Source organism: Legionella anisa, assembly GCF_001467525.1.
GTDB lineage: Bacteria > Pseudomonadota > Gammaproteobacteria > Legionellales > Legionellaceae > Legionella > Legionella anisa.
Map to the genome: position 1 here is coordinate 258193 of NZ_LNXS01000054.1, position 18148 is coordinate 276340.

Consider the following 18148-nt stretch of genomic DNA (forward strand, 5'->3'; position numbering starts at 1 on the left):
CTCTAAAAATAAATGCAAAAAATAAATTAAATTGTACATTTGCACTACCAAAATTTGTAAATTAATTGTAAACTCCCTTCCGTGAAAAGACATAGTCGTAACAAAACGCACTCTTTTCTTAAGGTTTTTATTATCGAATTTTTTAATTAATTTTAATTTTTAAGGAGCATTTGCTATGGAATTAAAAAGGGAAGTGGGCTTAGAAAAAACTGAAGAAGAAAAAGAGTTATCAAGTTCTCAGGAAAGTGTGGAAGAACGTGAAGAAGATTCTCAACACAGCAAAGAACACAGTGCAGAAGAGGGCTACAGCAGCGAAGAAGAAAATGTTGAGCAACAAACTCCTGCTTCTCAAGAAACACAACAAAACACACAAACAAGAACTGGCCCTACATTATTCGGTTTTGCTCCTAGAGTCTCACCACGCCTAGTCCTTTTTGTTTGTCCACAGGGCCATATGCATTTAGTGCCAGCAGAGATGATGCCTATTCTTTCACTTGCAGCAATGATGAATGAGCTGTTCTCTGAGCTTGAAGAGGATCTGGAAGAAAATGTTGGTCAAGAGGCTCAACCCGAAGCAAAACAAGAGGGAACAACAGAGCAGCCTGAAGAAGTGAATGACGCGAAAAAAGAAGAAAGCTCAGACGAAGAGAACGAAGAAGAGCATAAAGAATCAGTTCGTTGCTATCAAATGTAAGCTCGTATTCCGCAGCCTTGGCTGCGGAATCACTTTAGCCATAATCTCACCAAGAAATATCTTTTAATTGCCAAACATTTCTTATTCTCCAAAATATTCACGATTGCTAATCCACACTAACTTCCTATAATATCGTCGCACACTAAAAAAAGTGACTTGAAATTTAAAAAGGAATTAATAATGCAGGCTATAAAATGGATATTACTTGGTTTTTTTGCTTCAATGGCTCATGCCAGTTTACCTTATGTTCCTCTCGATTTTCCAAGAGATGAGGCAGCCCATTATCAAAATATTCCTTATTCATTTGATCGCCTCATTGAATGGTGGTATTTCAATGGCAAGTTAGTGACTGATGAGGGCAGGCATTTAAGTTTTGATGTTGCATTGTTTAACCCAGCCATCAATGTAAAAGGACGTGTTTATACACAACCCATGTTGCATATGCAGCTTGCGGATTTGGACAATAAAATAGGCTATGGGGTTGCTAAAGACTATTTCCTTAATGAAGGTAAATTTGCTACGGATAAGTTAAATATTACCTTAAAAAATGATTACAGCTTACAAAAGAAGATTCAGCAGGGAAAAGAGGTCTATTTGTTGAGAGCAGAGGGGCGCCAAAATAATACGGTTTTAAAATTCAATTTAATTTTGGAACCAAATGCTTCATTTTTTTTGATCAATGAGAATGGACTGATGCCAATGGCTGATAACACTAATTCCTATTATTATTCCATACCTCATTTTAAAACAACGGGGACTCTTAAACTGAATGACACGACGTATCAAATTAACCAAAACCCCGGCGATTCTTGGATGGACCATCAATGGGGCGATTTCAATCTGGATGCGAATGGTTGGGAATGGTTTGGGGTACGCCTGAATAATGGTATCATTGCTAACATTTTTCTTATTTTCAATTTCAACGGCAACAATGTAATCGGTGGTTTAGCCAATGTCATTCTTCCTTCTGGAGAAAAGCGATTTATTTCGTATCAGGAAATGGAAGTGATCCGTGAGGATTATTGGCTTGACCCAGAATTATCAATTCTTTATCCCACTACATACAGGATTAATATACCCAGTATTGGTCTGTCATTTACCAATGTTGCAGCTTTTCCTGAGCAGGAAAAACATGGTTATTGGGAGGGATATTGCGAGATATCAGGAAAGTACAATCAACACGAAGTTTCGGGTTTTTCTTATACAGAAATTGTTTATCAGAATCCAACTTTATCTTTTTTTCGCCGACCAGTGATTCGTTCAAATCGGGCTAGCATGATATTAAAGCGAGGATAAATGAGATTATTAATAAAGATGATTAAAAAGCTACTTTTCTTTCCATTCATAATGATAATTCTCTTCATCGCCATTTCAGTGAATGGTGCTCCTGAGTCTAAAGAAATTCAGCTGGAAATAAATAAACTGGCTGAAATCGATAAAATAGGTACTCAAGTAAGCGCTACTCAATTGCCTGATCCTTTCAATAAGTTGTTAACCCAGCCTTTGATGACAAAAAGTATCGAAAAATATTACGCGCGTAACGCCATTATAAAAACAATATATGCAAATAAGGATCAAGCCAACAATACTTATCGACGTTCTATCGTAATGTTTGTTGATAATAACAAAAAGCGAAATAAACCGAATGTTGCACAAGCCAAAAAAGAAGTGATAGCGGTTGAACTCGCCTTTATCACGATGAACTTTAATGAACTCCCAAAGAGCATGATAAAAGAAATTCTGCATACGAATACTCCTTTTGGCACACTGCTGGCCCAACATCATGTGCTCATACATACCCAAGATCGAAATTATTATAAGATCAAGTGCGACAGCACATTGGAGTCTTTCATCCATTGCAATTTAAATGATTTTATTTATGGGCGTACCAATACCATTATTAGAGCAGATAATAAAAAATGGCTGGCACACGTTGTAGAAATTTTACCGAATTCTAGTGCAGCAATATCCCAAAACAAGGACAAAAAAAGTGTTAAATAACGGTTTGTTTCAGTGTGTATTAATTGTTTATTGTGATATTATCCAAATCAATGAGTTATTACATTAACCCTTTAATATTTCATAATGCTACTGATCTAATTGGGATCTTTATAGTTTAAAAATAGAGCAAAAGGAACTTGGTGATTTATGTGGAATCAAAAAGCAACAAAACCCTTCCTCATTATTTATATCGGCTTTTTATTTCTTGCAACTTTTTTTATTGTTCCTACCATCACCAGTTTTTATTATTACGCTTGGGGAAAACACTTGGCTTGGTCCTATTTTGATGGACCGCCCATGATTGCCTATTTGTTCCATATTTCGCAAGCGGTTTTTGGTGAGACATTCTTTTCCATTAATATTATTGGTTTTTTGTGCTTGATCGCAGGTGCCTATTATATATACAGGATAGGTTGCCTCCTGCACGATCAGCGAACAGGATTAATCAGTGCGCTAATATGGGTTGCTTTACCTACTACTACAGAAAGTATTTTTGTTCGTGTTTTATATGATGCACCATTGAATTTATTTACTATTTTGTCCTTTTTTTATTTTGCTCGCTACATTTCATCCAAGCGAATTCTTGATATATATCTTTGTGCTTTGTTTGTTGGCGCCATGCTTTTATCTAAATATACAGCTGTAGTTAGCGTGATGGGGCTGTTGCTGTACGTTGTATTCTCCAAACAGAGACAGCTGTTTAAAAGTATCCATTTTTATCTGGCAAGCCTGGTCATTATTCTCATGGTTGTTCCTGTTATTTATTGGAATGTGAATCACGATTGGATATCAATTACTTATTTATTAAATTTTCACAGTCAAATTCAAAATAATACTACGGTAGTTCATAGTCTCTTAGTACTGTTGGGTTCATTGTTTGTTAATTATTCAGTTTTTCTATTATTCGCTGCATTGGGTTGGTTCAAGTATCGACAAACTAAAAATTCATCCAATAACCCGGTTTTGGAACTGACTTATGCGGTATTGCTTGTAGGGCTATTATTCTGGAGTATCGTAACTTTATTAGGTGGTGATGCCCGAGCGGTATACTTAACTCCACTTGGGATGAACCTTGCCTTAATCACTGGATTTAATGTGGCACGATATCATTATCAACGCTTTTTCATGATTGTTTATCCTTTCTTTTTGTCTTTTAGTATCGTTGTGATCATTGCTAATTCATGGCCAATCGCCACCTACCTGAAGAAGGGCAGGGCTTATACCGTATTAAAGACAGCGATCAATGCGCCAGAAATTATAAAAAAAGGACAGCCAGTCGTTACAGGTTATTTTGCTAATGCTGCAGCATTGAGTTTCTTTATGCCCAGTGAGCCTGTCTATGCACTTCCCTGCGGTGATATTAATCAATATCAATATTGGGGAGAAGCTTTTTTAGATGCTTTATTTAAAGGAAAAATTGACAAAATTTCTTATGTTGATTTTAGAGATACAAAACAATGTGCCGAACGATTTTTTAATCATTGCCAATCAGTGGCGACATTGTCTCACCATAAGATGATTCCGGTAATCCACAAATTGACCAAGCCTACGTATTTGTATGTCTATGAATGTTCATCACCTCGTGTTCAAACTTCTAATACATAGAAATAGAAGTTTTGGTGTATTGCAAAGATTTATTGAATCAAACTGCCAGGTTAGGAGTTTATGTAATAGTAGGAAAAGAAACTCATTCGCCAATTAGATACTGAGAGGGATATGTTGCAAAGCATCACTTTTTGATACCCAACTGTTAATAACGGATTCATCTTCGCTTAGGAATAACGATGGAAAATTTCTGGATGATTTATTAGGTGTAGGGTTAGAGGGGTGATGAAATAAATTTAGGGGTAAATCTAATACCTGGCTTTTTAAATGTTGATACATTTTTTTTACTGTTTGATTCAATATTTCATTTTTAGAGGTTTCCTGTGTTTCGCTAATCGCGTTATTTGCAGCAAAAATACCCATAGAAATCGCAAACCCTAGAATACCCCAACCAAGAATGGGGAATGCAGCGAAGCTACTAAATAGTCCTAATCCGGTAAGTAACCCAGAAATTCCAGCACTACAACCTGCTATGGAACCAAAAGTACCAACAAAGGCATAAAATAAAGGAATAATCACATTTGAATAGGGTACAGAGTATTGTTGTATTATTTTCTGCTCAATTATGGGTAGAATCGATTTCTCTTTAAGCAATTGCTGTTCAATTAATATTTTTATAAGCTTTAAAGCTTGGTATAAAGGAGTTTTCTTTTCATCTTTAGCAATTGCTGAAAGCTGTTGATCAAGCTGTGAGGATAAAAATGCTTTAAATGGAATTGTCTTGGCTGTTAGTTGATAGCTTTTGTATATGTTATAAATATATTCATTAACGAATTCCATTAATTTTTGTTCATTTTTTTGCAATAATGTTTGAGATCTTTGTTCCTCTTCTTGAGCTTTTTGATAGGACAAATAAAATATCGCGGTACTGATCATCATAAAAAGAGCTATAGCGACTCCGCCTAATGCAAATGAAACCAAACCACCTATTGACGCACCAACTACACTAAATACAATCCCAAACATTGGCCACGCAACCCCAGCACCTGTACCAATCCCATTAATTATTGATTTGAAATATACCATTAAAAATATCCTATTCATTAAAGGTAACAGCTTATTGTATAACTATCTGCACCGCTTTGTTTTCACGAAATTTGATGGTTCTATAGCTAGTGACATCCTCAATGATGCTATTTTATTTATTTCACCAACTAGCGAAATGTAAACAGACCCTAGTTTAGCATCATGCTTTTGTTGAGAATACAATCTATATCTAAGCTAAGTAATTTTTTGAACCCTACAACTCTTAACTAAGCGTTAGATTGTATGTTGGAATTTATTTTCTCATTCTGGCTTTTTTCAATTGCACTTGTAGTTTTATAACGTAATAATAAATCCCGCATTCCACCAGTCATAAACAGATGGTGTTTTGCATTTAGCTTTATTTTTTTAAGGAAGAAAAATGAAACAAAAATTACTCTTTGGATTTACTGTTGCCGCACTCTCTTTTGCAACGATATCGCATGCAGATTTTACATTTTATTCTAGTGCAAACAGTTGTGAAGATGTTCCTGGGAATTGGGCAGGTTCAGGTAAGGCCTCTAATTGGTTAATCGAGTGTGTTTATAATGGAGCGGGAACAGTTAGCACTCTGGATGGTGCTGGGAATTTTAACATCGAGGTGAGCGCAGACAAACGTTCAGGAAGTATTTTGTGTCCCGATCATCATGTCACAAAACTCCAGGGAGTTTGTGTTAATGGAACGGTTACTATTAAAACAGAATTCGGTAACTTAAATGGTATTTTCACAAAAAATTCCGGCAATGCAAAAGGAAAGCTAAATGTTTCTCCAGGTGTGGATGTTGATGTAGCAATTCAGTTTAAACGTGTAGATTAAAAAACTGAGGAGCGGCTGTATTTGGCACATCTTGCGAGAAAGTTTAGAAAAAATTTCTCACAACCTGTGCTTAAATCCAACCGTTCGGATAAACATTCATTAGGGGAGGCAACAGACCTAATTTAATGATTTTTTTAAAGCCACTATATGCTGATATGCTTCATTTATTCGCTCTTGGCTTATTTCTCCAGATTGGACTTTGGCTTCAATTATGTTGATGACTTGAATAGGATCTTGCGCAGGAGTAGATAGGTTGTTGCCGAACATCAGCATATCTGCGCCAGCATTAATCGCCAGTACTAAAGCTTGCTCAAGTCCATAATTATCACTAATTGCTTTCATTTGCATATCATCAGTGATAATAACGCCTTTGAAATGCAGTTGATTTCGTAGAAGATCCGTTAATATTTTGTGGGATAGAGTCGCAGGTAATCCAGATGGATCGAGTTGATGATTCACAATATGTGCTGTCATGACCATGCCACACCCTTCATAGGAATTCAGTAATTGCTCAAAAGGACTTAATTCATAAGGTTGCCAAGTATCGGTAACATCTACAAAACCCAAATGTGAGTCTTTAGTTGAACTGCCATGTCCTGGAAAGTGTTTATAAGCACATTGAATTTTTTGATCTAAGAAATGATGTGTATAAATGCTTGCATAGCGTATTACTTGCTTGGGATCACTGGAAAAGCTTCGCTCTTTTTTTCCAATAACAGGATTTTCAGGATTGACGTTTACATCCAGTTCGGGAGCAAAATCCAAATTAAATTCCGCCTTTTTTAAAGTTTGAGCCATAGAGTCGGCGATGGATTCAGCTTCTTTAGTTTCTCTTTTTCCAACTTCGGCAGCAGATAAGGTTGGAGGGAATCCATATTGCTCTCCTAAACGATTTACTTTTCCTCCTTCATAATCTACTGAAATTAATAGAGGTAATTGCGGTCGGTGATATTTCAAATTTCCTTGTTCGGCAAAATAGTGTAGTTCATGATTAAGTTTTTTTACCTGTTCCGGGCTTTCAATATTTTTGTCAAACGTTTTTGTGCGAAAATTGTAATCAAATAAGATAACGCCACCAATATTATTTTCTTCAATCGCTTTTACTATTGCAGATTGTTCATTAATTTTTTTTCCATCAAAGCCGACAAGAAGCATTTGGCCAATTTTATCGCGTAAACTCGCTTCAGATGCAACACCGGCGAGGCAGCTCGTGGAAAAAAATAAAGCAAAAAGTAATGAGTAAAAACAGTTCATATTTGTCCTATATATTTACCAAATGGAACAAATTTTATCATTTAGCGAGGTTTCGCGCAATCTGAATCTTATTTTATCTATAATAGTTTAGTATACCTGAATGATGGGAGTTGCTATTATTTCACATTTTATATAACTAAATACTATAAGGTATAAACTATGACTGCCGCGAGCGAGTACTTTAATAAAAATTGGCAACGGTATCAAAGTGCTATTAAAAATAATACATTATATCATCGTGAAATGGTGCAGGCGTTACAAAAATTTCTCGCAACTCATATAGGAAACCGTCCTTTTTCTTTTGCAGATGTGGGGTGCGGGGATAGCAGTACGGTTGTTTCTGTACTGACTGCAACCTCAATTAAAAAATATTTTGGTATTGATGCAGCACCAGATGTTTTAAAAATGGCAGAAAAAACGCTTACATCACTGGATTGTGAAAAGGAGTTCATTGCGGATCATATGATTGCTGCACTCCCTCGTTTATCCGCTCCTGTTGATGTGATTTTTACTAGCTATGCAGTTCATCATTTATCTTTACATGATAAAAACAGTTTTATTGCTCTGTGCAAACAAAAACTAAGCCCTAATGGTTTTTTATTAATAGTTGATGGCGTTCTTAAACCGCATCAAACACGTGATGAATGGCTAGATGCTTTACAATCACGGATGCTGGAAAGTGATCCCGAGCTAACTGATGATGAAATTATTACACGGATGGAGCATCCACGTGCTGATGATTACCCCGAAAAAATTGATACATTTGCCCAAATTGCCCACCAACAATCTTGGAGTAACTTTCAAGTTCTTGTAGACAGGGGGATATTTGCTTTTATGGCATTTAGCAAATAATCTGCTCGTAGCCTGGGTGAAGCGAAGCGGAACCCGGGTTATGGCTTCGCCTGCACCCAGGCTACATAAACGTAGGCGAAGGTTATGGCTTTGTCTTACCCCAAGCTGCTGTTTGTTTTAAGCAAACAGTTGCGCTTTTTTTGCATTAATATAGATTCGATCGATTACCCCTATAATCAATGAAGCTGGGCCTGAAGCATCACTTGAAGTTGGTCCAACGCATTCGGCATAAAAACGCACCGCATTTTTAGCGGCTAAAAATTGATCTTTAATCACAGAATGAAAAACACTAATAATCGCTGAAAGCAAATTACCTATCCCCGCGACTTTTTGTACCAGAGCCGAATCGAAATTAAATTGATCTATTTGATTTGAATTGACAACTAAATGTCTTTTCCCGCTGACAACAACAGTGAGTTTATGTTTTTTTGATAATGACTTGGCGTTTTCTATTATTATTTGATCTTCCATTAGATGGTTTTTATCCTGAATTACCAGTTCTTCGGTCAGCAAACTCGCAATTTCATTAGGGTAGCCACGGATAATTGAAATTTGATATTTCTTTATTAAGCGTATTGCAACATCTGTGCGGTATCGGCTTGCGCCTGCCCCTACAGGATCTAAAATAATGGGAATGTTTTTTTGGTTTGCTATGTCACAGATGAGACTACTCAGTTTAACAAAAGCATTATCTAATTTGCCGAGATTGATTATCACCGCTTTAGAAATTCCGAGTAACTCCTCAACCTCCTCTTCTGCACCACACATTAATGGGAAACCGCCAATACTACGTATTCCACTCCCCACATAACCCATAGGAAAATAATTGGTGATGGTTAATATAAAGGGTTTTTGCTGTCTTATTTTCCTTAAGGCTTCATTTACTTCTGGTGTCATGAAAAGTCCATTTTTAAATAATTTCAATCTTAAAATTACTTTAACGCACTTTTTAAATTACAACCACTCATTTGCAGCAAAAACTAGTGAGTACGATTGGGAACAGAGTAATTTGCTTTTTTAAGTAACTCCTACTAAGTTTAAATTCTATGGAGATTTTAATCACAAGGAGAGTATACAATGTCAAAACATAATAAATTTAAAAATGAGTCACAAGATGCGCGTCGTCATGATCAACAGCATTCCGCTCATCCTGAAAAAATAAAACATTCTCAGGAAAAGTCTAAATTAGAATCTCATCCAAATAAAAAGAAATAAGAGTCAATATAATCCTAGGAAGGTGAAAACCTTAGCCTAAGGGTATATAAATTGATAATCTAAAAAATAATGCTTATAAAAATAGGCCGTACTATTTGAAAAAATGGTACGGCCTATTTAATAATTATCTATAACAACGTAATTGACCCCAAGCATTTCGCCAGCAGCCTGGATGATATGGGGCTGGTGATGAATTGGGTCCTGGGGCATTTAAGACACACGCACCATACGCATTCCTATGATATCCATGGCCGCATCCTTGGGCTGCGCTGGCAATGGATGTATAACCTACTGCGAAGAATAATGAGCTTACTATAATACCTGATCGTAGCATTTTTGACATGCTTGAACGTGTATTCATTACATCCTCCTTGGTTTAACTTTTTTTCACTCAGATTAAGTATAGAATTTATTTATTAATTTGCATAAATATGCATCAAGTATATTTATTTAAATTCATATTGTATTTTTTGTGATCTAATGTTCATCGTGTAAAATAGAGATGTCTTTTGGAATGGTATCATTGCTAATGGCATGTTTCGACCTCATTCGTTCTCCCATAGACTTAATTGTTTGTATAATAAATCTTCTTTTTTACAAAACTTATTTATTTCCAAATCAGGAGCAGAGTCAACATTGAGTTGAAATCGTTTACATGCAAGATGAAATCGGGTCTTTAAGAGATTGGCATATTCTCCTTCGCCACGCATGCGGACACCAAACCGGGCATCGTATTCTTTCCCACCGCGCATCTGGCGAATAAGACTCATCACGTGTTCCGCTCTTTGGGGGAAGTGTTCGTTGAGCCACTCTTTAAATAATTCTTTTACTTCATGAGGCAGCCTGATTAACACATAGCTGGCATGTTTGGCTCCAGCGAGTGCGGCAGCTTGCAAGATTTTTTCCAGTTCAATGTCATTGATCATAGGAATAATAGGTGCAACCATAACGCGAGTAGGTATTTTATTTTCAGTTAAGTGTTGTATTATTCTTAGCCTGCCTGATGGTGCTGTCGTTCTTGGCTCCATAATCCGTTTTAGATCGGTTGAAAGAGAAGTAATACTTATCGCTACCCTGACCAAATTGTGTTCTGCCATATCGGATAAAATATCCAAATCTCGTTCTATAAGCGCATTTTTAGTAATAATAATGACAGGGTGACGGTGATAAACTAAAACTTCTAAAAGACTACGGGTAATAGCAAGTTTTGTTTCTGCGGGTTGATAAGGATCGGTATTTGCCCCCAGGACAATAGGTTTACACGTATAACTCGATTTATTTATTTCTTTTTCCAAAAGTTTGGCTGCATCCACTTTATAGAAGATTTTAGTTTCAAAATCGATTCCTGGTGACAAATTGACATAGGAATGGCTGGGTCTGGCATAGCAATAAATGCACCCATGCTCACAACCTCGATAGGGATTAATTGATTGTTCAAAGCCAAGATCAGGAGAGTCATTTCGGCTAATTACTGATTTAGAATGCTCAGGTAATAAGAAGGTTTCTAAAGGGGGGAGAATATCTTCTTCGATGTCCCACCCATCAGCAAAATGTTCTCGGGTCTGTGGCTCAAATCGGCCATCCGGATTGCTAAGGGCACCCCGATTTTTAAGTTTTTGCTTGGGTTTCATAACAGTGTGGGATAAATCAAATGCAGTTTATTGTATCATAATGTTCAAACAAACAGACTATTTTACTCCTTAGGTCGGTTTATTACCGAAGCAGTCATTCTTGAAATACAGGTTAGTTTTCCTTTTTCATTAAAAATCTTAACTTGCCAAACTTGAGTAGAACGTCCCAGATGCAGAGGTGAGGCGATTGCTGTAACTTCACCTTCTTTAACTGAATGAATATGATTGGCATTAATTTCCAAGCCGACACAAAAAAATTGATTGAGATCAATAATGGCGTTTGCTGCAGTACTGGCTACTGTTTCGGATAATGCAACATTGGCACCACCATGAAGAATCCCTATAGGCTGTTTGGTTCGTGCGTTTACAGGCATGGTTGCTTTTAAAAAATCGTCACCAATTTCAATAAACTTAATGCCCAGAAATTCAGACATCGTATTCTTTCCAAATTGATTGAGATCTTCTAGTGTAATGTCTTTTTTAAACCATATTGCCATTTTTAGCTCCTTTCTACTATCTTGACCAAAAATGATTTGATTTTCTGCGTCCCGATGCTCACATATTACTTCGGTACTCGAAATTCAAGTTATTTTGGCTCAAACTAGCGAAATCAAAACAGACCCTATAAAATAAGATAAACTTTATTTACCCAAAAACCAACAAGAAATTTTATGATGAATCAAGCATGTATGAGATGTTACATCTCGGGAAAAGTTCAAGGAGTATGGTATCGCGCTTCAGCACAAAGAGAGGCGAAGAAACTGGGTATCACGGGTTGGGCGCAAAATCTGGATGACGGACGCGTAGAAGTATTAGCTTGTGGGACAGTTGAAAATCTGAAATTATTTTATGCATGGTTGCAGGAGGGACCGCAGCTTGCTGTTGTAGAAGAGTGTACTTATGAAAAACTCAATTGGCAAGAATATGAAGGCTTTGATACTTTTTAAGCAGATTTAAATGTAGCCCGGGTGAAGGTAAAGCCATAACCCAGGTTTCGCTGCGCTGCACCCAGGCTACACAGAATGTGACTTGAGAAAATGCTCTATGGATTCAACCAGTCGAGCAACCTGATCGGGTACAAATATTTCAAGTTGGGCAAAAACATGGATCATTCCCTTAAATTCTTCTAATTCAACGGAAACTCCTAAAGTTTTTATTTTTTTTGCAAAGGCAATTGCTTCGTCAAATAAAGGATCGTATTCAGCAGCTGCAATATAGCAGGGTGGCAATAATTCCAAATGTTTAAAATACATTGGTGATGCCTGAGTTCGATTGCCGCCATTTTTGAAATAATTGTCAAAATACCATTTAACTTTTTCTCGTGTGAGTAAAAATCCTTCTCCATTACGTTGATATGATTCATAGTTCATGGAGAAATCAACTGAAGGATAAATTAATACTAATCCTTTAATTGCGAGATCACCACATTCTTTCATTTGATGACATACAGAAAGTGCCAAATTGCCTCCAGCACTATCGCCCGCTAAAAAGACATGCTCCATATTCACTTGAAACTCGTTAAGTAGCTCAACTCTTTGTTCAAAAACTGCCATACAGTCGAGTAATCCTGCTGGATATGGAAACTCTGGAGCCAAACGGTATCCCACAGAAAGAACTACAGAGTTACTGGCAACAGCAATTCGCCGACAAAGCGCATCATGAGTTTCTATGCTTCCTGATAAATGTCCGCCGCCATGAAAATAAATAAGTAAGGGTAATTTTTTTTGTGGGGCAGGATGATAAATTCGTGTCGCTATCTCATGATCAGCGAGCTGAAGCACTGGGTTGCTGATCAGGGGGACAAATAATTTAGGTAGAGCAAAAGCTTCTGCTGTCTTTTCAGCCAGATCACGTACTTCCTCGGGGATAAAAATAGCCGGTCTTGTATTGGTCAAATCCAAAAAATTTTGTAATGATTGGGGTATATGGTCATGCGACATGGTTGCCTCCTGCTTCAATTATAGAGTTAATCTGCATCTCCAGATAACAACACTATATTATTGGTCTTTGGGACTTTTATTAATAATAGCGCAATGACAAGTAACCAAATAAGACTTACAACGATAATAAAACTTAATAAAGGATTGGCCATCAAATAGCCCATCACGATGACACTGAGTGTTGCAAAACACATGTTAACAAAACTCATCATGGCTGCAGCGCTGGCTTTGTCCTTAAGTGCATTGGAAGCAACAAACGAGCCTCCGGAAAATAAAAAACTGCTAAATAAATATAAGCTGGCTGTAATAAGAAAAAACCATAATGAGGATTGACTTCCAAAATACCACATGATTAATAAATTAATTATTCCTCCGGCTACGCCAAGAAAACCAATAGTGATGAGTTGGTTTGCTGAAAAACGAGCGAGCAATCGCTTGGCTAATAATCCACCTAAGAGCATCCCAATAATGTTAAGGATATTCCAATACCCATACTCAGCTGCCGAGAGCTTCAATATTTCTTCTGAAATTTGAGGACCAGCAGCAGAAAAGCAGTAGGATATTGCAGAGCAGCAACCGACTACTAATGAAAAAATTACCAATTTCGTAGAGGCAAGCGCAGCATAATAATCGCGAACAATAGTCATGACATCTATTGATTTAGGGTGAATCAATGTTTCACTAAATATACAAGTTCCCCACAGCATTATTAAACCATGTACAAGTAAAATCCAAAAACATCCTTGCCAATGAAGAAATTCAGTAATTACTCCACCTATGACTACAGCGATACCGATACCCAGAGCAAAGGACAAAACTGAATAAGCCATGGCCGTTTTGCGTTGTGTTTCAGGTAACCATTCATTAATTAACATGAAGGTACAGGCAAGTCCACTGGCAGAACCCAGGGCAGTGATTAGGCGTCCGCCTACAAGTAATCCAAAGCTTTCTTGCTGCAATGCGAGCAAACATACAACAAGCCCAATCAGGTTAATCACGAGGCCTATGCGTAATGCTTTTAAACGGCCAAATCGATTAGCAAGTGGTCCATAAACCAATTGACCCACTACGTAACCAATCAAAAATGCCGAGACTATCCACTCAATAATGCCGGGACTTAATGCATATTCAATTTGGATTTTTGGTAAAGCGGGGGTGATGATGGCCGCTGAAACTGATGCAATAGAAATGTAGTTAAGCAACCAAAACAGATTAAATGATGAAGTTTTTTCTGTTGCACTCATGACTATCCTTAATGTACTTTTAAAATTAAGGGATTCATTGTAAGTACTTCTTTTTCTGAGTCAATAATTCTTTTTGGCTCTTTATGGGATCAGGGGTCTTATACAACGTGCAACCGAACCAACGATCCCACATGAACCTAACTTCCTTACAATTGAACAAAATATGGCTGAGTTTTTGTTTTTTTGATGCGAAATAATTTTCTATAAACAATGCCTACAACTTATACACTACAAAGGTTTAAATGACATTGAAGCTGTTAAGTGACCTATTTTGACCCGTATCCTTACAGCCTTGGGCCTGAATAAGTAATGCTTTCGTACAAATGCAACTCATAATAAGTAAAATTAGCATGATCTGAAAAAAATCCAAATGCATACAGCATAGTATTTACATTGTTTCGTCCCATATTGTACACAACAATGTTATCATTATTTTCAATATCACCTTTATCACTGCATGCTTGTTTTAGTTCATAAAACGATTTGCATTGCTCCAAGTATGAAATATGTCTTTTAGCATCTTCCATACCTGGTTTATTAGCAATAACCTTCATTTTTTGAAACTCCATAGAATTCTCAAGAAAGATTTTTACTTCATTCCCTTCGTTCTCTTTTTTTGAACTTTCTTCTTTATAAAACATAATTTCATCCTTGTAAAAAAAATTAAGGCAATCTGCCAAGAATTACAGCACATTTAATTTTTATCAAAGATGAAACATTGAGTAAATAGGAATAGATTATTAATAGTTCGCATCACTGATCAGAAAAATAATAAGCATTTTGATATGGAAGTTAACATATAAATTTAATTGATGATTCTCGTTGTTATGAAACAGTATGAAACTCTTGCATTACTCTATGGATGCTTTGCGAAATGTCCTGACGGTGTTATTTGTCTGATTGTCGATAATCTCACCGCGGATATCATCAAAGTGTCCATTGACTTGAATTAACATCCAGGTATAAAGCTGATCAATATCGTTTCCTGTTTGGGTCGCGATTCTTTCTTCCTTACAGTAGACATTTGCAGTAAATTGCTCACTCATTTTAAGAATCCTTTGATCCAAACATCATATATATATAAGTTTAGCTTTTTTTATCTGTTTCACCACGTTATTCAAGGATATATTGCACTATAATTTATATAGGGGAGATGTTTCAGGAGTTTGTTATGTATACCAATTTTTTAGCTTCCGTACTCGGTTGGTATTTGGTAATTGTGAGTTTGCTTTTACTTGTACGACGTGAAGTTGTAGTCACCGCCATGAAAGAATTGATGGGACAACGGGCTCTCATGTTAGTTGTTGGTACAATCACATTAATAATTGGATTATTAATGGTTCTGAGCCATAACGTATGGGTAATGGGTTGGCCAGTTATAGTGACTGTCTTTTCCTGGCTAATACTCATTGGCGGCTTATTTAGGCTCTATTGTCCAGATACTGTGTATAAAGTTTGGGATAAAATGATAAATAAATCGGAAGTGTTTATCACAAGTGGAGTAATTACATTAATCATTGGTCTATTTTTATTGTATAAAGTTTATTTTGGTTAATGAAATGACCCCAAATATATATAGGCGGCCTAGTTACAGAACCGAACCTATATTTTGGGGGCGTTTTAAAGTGGGGTAAAAGAAATTTATTTTGATTCCTTAGTCAGCTCTTTGAATGTTGCAAATAAATTGGTATAAAAAATTGTAGTTGTACTTTCAAATCCAGAGTCCGTACCGAGAACTAACCATACCTCACCTTTATTATTAGTTCGAGTTGTATAGTTAGCGAGCTTGCTTTGTATTTCTTCAGAAGGTAAGTAAGGCAATGTCTTTAATCGGTAAATAGAATTTGCAGTGTCTACCCCTATGGATCCAATAGTGATCATATCTTTTCCATCAAGAGCTTGATTTCCTTTATCCAAATTGATTCTGTAATGATTAGAGTCATCCACATATCGTTGAGGTTTGTGAGATACAGCCCCAATTTTTACGTAGACTGAATCACCTGGCGAACCTCCTGAACCTATAGAACCCTCGGGAGCATTCGAGGCAAATTCTAAAGAAAAGCTGACTTGGTAGGTTGTATTGGGTTTTAAATCCTTTATTTTTTTATAAGCATACATGAATAAATCATCACTATGATTATTACCAGATATTTTTAATCCATGAAGGGACGTGTTAATTTCATGAGGTAATTTAGCATCGTTTTTAAATTGGAGTTCAAAGAATTTTTCTTCGCCTATAGGATAATCAGCGAAAGAGACCTTAAAATTTTCTTTTTTTGAGAAAGTATACTTATAGGATTTTAGTTCTGCATTATTTAAAGCAAACGTTGAATAAGATGCTATTAGAAAAATAAAAAATAAAACAGGTCTTTTCAAGATTTATCCAATTTTTGGTTGATAATGCTCCATTTTAAAATTAAACCGCCAATAGAGCAATAAAACACTGATAACTGCACCTAATGACATCCCCCACCAGAGGCCAATGCCTCCCCATTGCAGAGGAATTGCAAACAAGTAACCTATAGGTAACGCAATTCCCCAAAAGCTAATCAGCGAAATGATTAAGGTATAACGCGTATCTTTTAATGCACGTAAAGCGCCAAATAGCGAGATACGGGCTGATTCGAATATTTGAAATACGGCACTCACTGCCAGAAGTTGGATTGCAAAATGTAACATTTCCTGGTTACCAGGATCATGAATATCAAAATCAATAGCAATAAGTAATTTAGGAAAAAACCAATAAATAAGTGCAGCGCTAAACATAAAAATAACAGAGGTAAAAGTGCCGATGTAACCTACATGTTTTGCAGTAATTACATCGCCTTCCCCCAATAAATGCCCCATGCGTACAGTGATTGCCTGGGCTATTGAAAAAATAATAGACGTTAAAATACATAAATATTGTAATGTGATTTGATTGGCTGCCAACAATTGATTACCAAGCGAACCCATAATTAAAATCAAAACAAAGAAAAAGCCAATTTCAACGCAATACATTATTCCTAAAGGAGTCCCAATTTTGAGTAGCTCAATCAAATAAAATGGCTTGACGTAAGTAAAGAGTAGGCGAGTATAGGGTTTATAGTTTTTATTTGTAAAAATATACCAAGAGAAAAATAATACAGTAACCCACAAACCTATAGTTGTACCCCAACCTGCACCAGCAACCCCCATGGCTGGCAAGCCAAATTTTCCAAAAATCAGAGCAAAACTAAACAAAATGTTCAAAGAGACATTCAGCGCACTAAAGAACAATGCAAGACGAGTTTTGCCAAGTCCTATAACAAATTCCATGAGTACCACAGTAATAAAGTTTGCGAATAATCCCCATGTAAGCGCATGCAAATAAGATTCGGTTAGTTTCACTAAAGCTTGGTTTTGGCCAAGATACAAGAGCATGGGAGAAATATGCCAAAAGAAATAACATGCAGGGATGGTCAAGATACAGGCTAACCAAAATCCATCTCGAAACACTAAACAAATTCCATGTTCATCTTGAGCACCATGTCGATGAGCCACTAAGACATTAATCGCATTTAATATACCGATAACAATGATGTTAAACGTCCCAAATAGCCAGGCAACCAGTGAACCCGCTGCTAATGCATCCTGGCTAACACGAGCTAAGAATATGGTTATAAAAAAGTAAACAGAAGATTGCAATAATCCGGTGAGAATTAGTGGAATAGCTAAGCGTAATAAGGATTGAAAATTATTTTTAAATGCGTTCACAACTCTTTCTCGCCGTAGTTTATCTTTCCCGCTATTCGAAAAAAAATAATACGAGAAGAAAATTAAATTGATATGTTAAATAACCTAATTATAGTTGTTGCATCCAATAATGAGCACATGTGTGACTCAACCATGTA

The 18148-nt window shown here is 36.5% G+C and carries 21 protein-coding genes; 9 read left to right on the forward strand and 12 right to left on the reverse strand.

Translation table 11 applies throughout. The annotated features are described in order from the left end of the window. Window positions 1–175 precede the first annotated feature (175 nt). From Lani_RS17590 to Lani_RS17605, 4 genes are all read left to right on the forward strand, one after another. Complete coding sequence (locus Lani_RS17590) at window positions 176–694, forward strand: hypothetical protein (RefSeq protein WP_019235467.1); 519 nt, start codon at window positions 176–178, stop codon at window positions 692–694. A gap of 180 nt (window positions 695–874) precedes the next feature. After that, window positions 875–1990, forward strand: a complete 1116-nt coding sequence (locus tag Lani_RS17595) for a lipocalin-like domain-containing protein (protein WP_058388729.1) — start codon at window positions 875–877, stop codon at window positions 1988–1990. Next, window positions 1991–2695: a hypothetical protein gene (locus tag Lani_RS17600; protein WP_051045736.1), complete on the forward strand. Its 705-nt coding sequence runs from the start codon at window positions 1991–1993 to the stop codon at window positions 2693–2695. Between the two features lie 147 nt (window positions 2696–2842). Beyond that, a complete protein-coding gene (locus tag Lani_RS17605; RefSeq protein WP_019235464.1) occupies window positions 2843–4300 on the forward strand; it encodes an ArnT family glycosyltransferase in 1458 nt (485 codons plus the stop codon). A 93-nt stretch (window positions 4301–4393) separates the two neighbouring features. Here Lani_RS17605 and Lani_RS17610 read toward each other — a convergent pair whose 3' ends face one another. Further along, window positions 4394–5326 (reverse strand): hypothetical protein, encoded by a 933-nt coding sequence (locus Lani_RS17610; protein WP_019235463.1) that lies wholly within the window; start codon window positions 5324–5326, stop codon window positions 4394–4396. A 379-nt stretch (window positions 5327–5705) separates the two neighbouring features. Here Lani_RS17610 and Lani_RS17615 point away from each other — a divergent pair, with 379 nt between their 5' ends. Further along, window positions 5706–6140: a hypothetical protein gene (locus Lani_RS17615; RefSeq protein WP_019235462.1), complete on the forward strand. Its 435-nt coding sequence runs from the start codon at window positions 5706–5708 to the stop codon at window positions 6138–6140. A gap of 117 nt (window positions 6141–6257) precedes the next feature. On the opposite strand, the gene Lani_RS17620 is transcribed toward Lani_RS17615, so the two are convergent. After that, on the reverse strand, window positions 6258–7394 hold the full coding sequence (locus Lani_RS17620) for a glycoside hydrolase family 3 protein (protein ID WP_058388730.1): 1137 nt from the start codon (window positions 7392–7394) through the stop codon (window positions 6258–6260). Window positions 7395–7553: 159 nt separating this feature from the next. Between Lani_RS17620 and Lani_RS17625 the strand changes: the two genes are divergently transcribed. Continuing rightward, the gene (locus tag Lani_RS17625; protein ID WP_058388731.1) at window positions 7554–8246 is read left to right on the forward strand and encodes a class I SAM-dependent methyltransferase; all 693 of its coding nucleotides are present in this window, start codon (window positions 7554–7556) and stop codon (window positions 8244–8246) included. A gap of 117 nt (window positions 8247–8363) precedes the next feature. Here Lani_RS17625 and thiM read toward each other — a convergent pair whose 3' ends face one another. Further along, a complete protein-coding gene (gene thiM / locus Lani_RS17630; protein WP_019235458.1) occupies window positions 8364–9143 on the reverse strand; it encodes a hydroxyethylthiazole kinase in 780 nt (259 codons plus the stop codon). Window positions 9144–9323: 180 nt separating this feature from the next. Here thiM and Lani_RS20565 point away from each other — a divergent pair, with 180 nt between their 5' ends. Next, window positions 9324–9461, forward strand: a complete 138-nt coding sequence (locus Lani_RS20565; RefSeq protein WP_019235457.1) for a hypothetical protein — start codon at window positions 9324–9326, stop codon at window positions 9459–9461. A gap of 124 nt (window positions 9462–9585) precedes the next feature. On the opposite strand, the gene Lani_RS17635 is transcribed toward Lani_RS20565, so the two are convergent. From Lani_RS17635 to Lani_RS17645, 3 genes are all read right to left on the reverse strand, one after another. Further along, entirely contained in the window at window positions 9586–9822 is a 237-nt protein-coding gene (locus tag Lani_RS17635) for a GCG_CRPN prefix-to-repeats domain-containing protein (protein ID WP_019235456.1), read from the reverse strand. 184 nt (window positions 9823–10006) lie between these two features. Continuing rightward, on the reverse strand, window positions 10007–11092 hold the full coding sequence (locus Lani_RS17640; RefSeq protein WP_019235455.1) for a PA0069 family radical SAM protein: 1086 nt from the start codon (window positions 11090–11092) through the stop codon (window positions 10007–10009). Between the two features lie 62 nt (window positions 11093–11154). Next, window positions 11155–11589 (reverse strand): hotdog fold thioesterase, encoded by a 435-nt coding sequence (locus tag Lani_RS17645; protein WP_019235454.1) that lies wholly within the window; start codon window positions 11587–11589, stop codon window positions 11155–11157. Between the two features lie 174 nt (window positions 11590–11763). On the opposite strand from Lani_RS17645, the gene Lani_RS17650 reads away from it, so the two are divergent. After that, window positions 11764–12039: an acylphosphatase gene (locus Lani_RS17650; protein ID WP_019235453.1), complete on the forward strand. Its 276-nt coding sequence runs from the start codon at window positions 11764–11766 to the stop codon at window positions 12037–12039. A 66-nt stretch (window positions 12040–12105) separates the two neighbouring features. Here the strand turns inward: Lani_RS17650 and Lani_RS17655 are convergent, their stop codons facing one another. The 4 genes from Lani_RS17655 to Lani_RS17670 all read right to left on the reverse strand — a co-directional run bounded on the left by Lani_RS17655 (window position 12106) and on the right by Lani_RS17670 (window position 15322). Beyond that, on the reverse strand, window positions 12106–13032 hold the full coding sequence (locus tag Lani_RS17655; protein WP_058388732.1) for an alpha/beta hydrolase: 927 nt from the start codon (window positions 13030–13032) through the stop codon (window positions 12106–12108). Window positions 13033–13058: 26 nt separating this feature from the next. After that, on the reverse strand, window positions 13059–14276 hold the full coding sequence (locus tag Lani_RS17660; RefSeq protein WP_019235450.1) for an MFS transporter: 1218 nt from the start codon (window positions 14274–14276) through the stop codon (window positions 13059–13061). A gap of 284 nt (window positions 14277–14560) precedes the next feature. Beyond that, window positions 14561–14917, reverse strand: a complete 357-nt coding sequence (locus tag Lani_RS17665) for a hypothetical protein (protein WP_019235449.1) — start codon at window positions 14915–14917, stop codon at window positions 14561–14563. A 210-nt stretch (window positions 14918–15127) separates the two neighbouring features. Then, on the reverse strand, window positions 15128–15322 hold the full coding sequence (locus Lani_RS17670) for a hypothetical protein (RefSeq protein ID WP_019235448.1): 195 nt from the start codon (window positions 15320–15322) through the stop codon (window positions 15128–15130). A gap of 125 nt (window positions 15323–15447) precedes the next feature. On the opposite strand from Lani_RS17670, the gene Lani_RS17675 reads away from it, so the two are divergent. Next, window positions 15448–15831 carry a hypothetical protein gene (locus tag Lani_RS17675; RefSeq protein WP_019235447.1) on the forward strand — a complete coding sequence of 128 codons (384 nt, stop codon included), beginning with the start codon at window positions 15448–15450 and terminating at the stop codon, window positions 15829–15831. Between the two features lie 86 nt (window positions 15832–15917). Here Lani_RS17675 and Lani_RS17680 read toward each other — a convergent pair whose 3' ends face one another. Further along, a complete protein-coding gene (locus Lani_RS17680; protein WP_223499425.1) occupies window positions 15918–16652 on the reverse strand; it encodes a hypothetical protein in 735 nt (244 codons plus the stop codon). A 3-nt stretch (window positions 16653–16655) separates the two neighbouring features. After that, window positions 16656–18011: an MATE family efflux transporter gene (locus Lani_RS17685; protein WP_019235446.1), complete on the reverse strand. Its 1356-nt coding sequence runs from the start codon at window positions 18009–18011 to the stop codon at window positions 16656–16658. Window positions 18012–18148 lie beyond the last annotated feature (137 nt).